Here is a 2,576-nt window from a genome sequence, read left to right as displayed (position 1 = left end):
TCAGGAGAACTGGGTGTTACTTCAGTATTCTTGTTGTTTGTCGAAGAATCGCTCGCTACCATCGAAACCAGATCTTTCTGTTGTGGAGAAAACGGAAAGGTCAGCAGGCCCTTCCATCACCGCAAGATGGAGGGCTTGCGCTCTATTTAGTATCGCACTTGGCTGTAACAGAAACTAGCACCACTTCTGCGGGCATTTACGCATTTCCTTGAAAATCTGTGGATACCAGTCCACCACAGCGGGCATTTACGCATTTTCACCACTATCTGTGGATAACGTACAAAAACTATCTCTCACCTGCGCTATCAGTCAGTGTCCAAAGGGGCACTCATCGACAAGTACGGGCATTTACGCATTTGCCAGCGGGCATTTACGCATTTGGAATAACTGATTTAGCTACTCTGACCTGCGCAAATTCGACTATCCCCTATATAAATCCTTTAAATTTATCCTTTATGCGGCAAAAACGACTGTAACTACGATCATCCATCTTTGTGCTCCCTGCCAAGATGGAATGCGGGGAAGAGTTCTTTTGAGCTCATTGCCCTGTGCTCTGGTGCTAAAGCAAAGGAAAAAAGGACTTCATCTGGATTCCCATCATCTGTAGGAAAAGCTATGAGACGAAGTGCTTCCTGGCCTTCTAAAGAATCATTGGGGAACGGAAACCACCAGTTATCAATACCGAAGATAGAGGCCCATTTACGCTCTCCAGCGCTGGCAGACGATGCAGTTAGTCCTGCGTAACGACGGTATTTCATGACGAAAGAACGAAGTTTCTGTTGGTGTTGCTTTTGTTCATGCGAAACTTCATCATCTTTAGTGCGAAGAATCTTCCGCACTCGATTCATAGCGCTACGAGGGGAAATAGACAGTTCGGCAGCGATTAGGTCCCAAGGGACTCCATACGTCCAATACTGCAGCAGAGAGGCATCAGTGACTGACTGTTTAAGACTTTGCTGTTTCTCCCATGTAGCACGAGGTTGTGCGTAACGTCGTCGTACTGTTCGAGGAGAGATGTCGAGTTGGTGAGCTAGCTCCTTAGCACTGATAAAACCGTCGCCGAAACGGTACTCACCAACCATTAAAACACCTCTAAATATGCAGGTCAGACACCATAATTATATCACCTCAGGTAGATATATATTGGCTTTGATAAGACGGCAGCATACGAACGCTACGTGCAGAAATTGTGTCACAGGACACAACTGAACTAGCCAAAGATTCTGAGCTAAGAGAGTAAATGCCCAGAAAACGCGGAGTTTGTGCAGTTAGATTCCCCGTGATGTGTCCTACCCGATGAGTAGGAAACATGAATCCCCTGTTAGCTTATTGAGGCGCTATCAGAAGCTGCTCTACCCGTTCAGAACGGGCATTTTCACACCCCCATGCTTTATTTCTGCAGGTCACAGCGTTGAAGCCGTGTCCTACCATATGACCTTGTTGAGTCTTTAGGCACAAACAAAAGCTCCCATAGTAAGCAACCAGGAATGCCCACTATGGGAGTACATAACTTGATTCAGCACTAGGTGCTGGTAGGGACCCATTTCACATTGGGGAACCCCGTGAAGATCGTAGCCGACAGCCCGTGCCTTGCTGTAATTGTCTGCTCGATATGACCCCACGACCGGTTTCGCTAAAAAGATTTCCAGTCACGATCTATTGGTGGGCCGAAGCTCTGTGCTCCGAGTACCACAAACGGTAGCGCGTACACGACAAAAAGAATTGCGAACAGCAGCATTGCAAGGAAGACCACGCGAGGAAGGAGGTAAACGATACCGACCACAACAGCAACCGTCCACGTTAGCAAGCGCAAGACGCGTGACCGTCCACGAACCAGGCGAAGGACAATAATGAGCGCAACCGTGACAATAATGGGAACACCAAACTCATGAAACACCTGTTCTCCCCTCCTTTTTGTGACAATGTACTACAGTTTAATGTAGTAATGTTTACTGTAGTACAGTACTAATTATTGGGGTGAGAACGAGCGTACTTCTCTAGGATCCTCACCACGATGGAGCTTTTAGACTCATCTTTATAGAACGACTCACGTTTTACCCAGTCCCATAGATCATTATCAACGTAGATGCTGAGTCCACGATAAGACGGCGACTTGGCAGGGGCTTTCTTTCCTTGAGAGTTATCCGCGAGTTTATCCTCACCAGTTATCTCTCGGATCGACGTCTTTTCATGAGTGACCTTGTTGGCTCGGGCCAGGCGATTAGAGAATTCATCGCGGTCTTTAGACATTCATAGCCTCCTTAATCATCTCCCAAATATACTGGTAACCATGTAAATCACCTGGTTGACCTGCAAAAGCTTTACGGATGTCTTCTCTCTGAGGAATCATTGTGGGAAAGACTGCATACCCTTCCTCGATGAGTGAATCCTTAAGCTGCTGGGGTGCTTTAGCGCTCGCATTAGCAGCAACAATAAGGATGGCGAGCGGAGTATCTTTTACAACGCTCGCGATTTGCCGAGTCTGATGAAGGTCAGACAAAGACGGAATCATCGGGACGATCACCAGATCCTGTCTCTTATACACATCTGACGCTGCCGACGAAACCTTATGGGTG

4 protein-coding genes are annotated in these 2,576 nt (G+C 47.2%); all 4 read right to left on the bottom strand.

Features of this window, described 5'->3' with window-relative positions:
* Nucleotides 1-482: 482 nt before the first annotated feature.
* Complete coding sequence (locus Q0X25_RS08405; protein ID WP_298581224.1) at nucleotides 483-1,082, bottom strand: hypothetical protein; 600 nt, start codon at nucleotides 1,080-1,082, stop codon at nucleotides 483-485.
* Nucleotides 1,083-1,633: 551 nt separating this feature from the next.
* The gene (locus tag Q0X25_RS08400) at nucleotides 1,634-1,897 is read right to left on the bottom strand and encodes a hypothetical protein (protein WP_298581221.1); all 264 of its coding nucleotides are present in this window, start codon (nucleotides 1,895-1,897) and stop codon (nucleotides 1,634-1,636) included.
* Between the two features lie 68 nt (nucleotides 1,898-1,965).
* Nucleotides 1,966-2,250 (bottom strand): hypothetical protein, encoded by a 285-nt coding sequence (locus tag Q0X25_RS08395; protein WP_298581219.1) that lies wholly within the window; start codon nucleotides 2,248-2,250, stop codon nucleotides 1,966-1,968.
* A partial coding sequence (locus Q0X25_RS08390) for a ParA family protein (RefSeq protein ID WP_298581216.1) occupies nucleotides 2,243-2,576 on the bottom strand: 334 nt, incomplete at its 5' end. The genes Q0X25_RS08395 and Q0X25_RS08390, both read right to left, overlap by 8 nt.

The sequence above is a fragment of the uncultured Olegusella sp. genome, from assembly GCF_947253395.1.
GTDB lineage: Bacteria > Actinomycetota > Coriobacteriia > Coriobacteriales > Atopobiaceae > Olegusella.
This window is presented reverse-complemented; position numbering and strand designations above follow the sequence as displayed.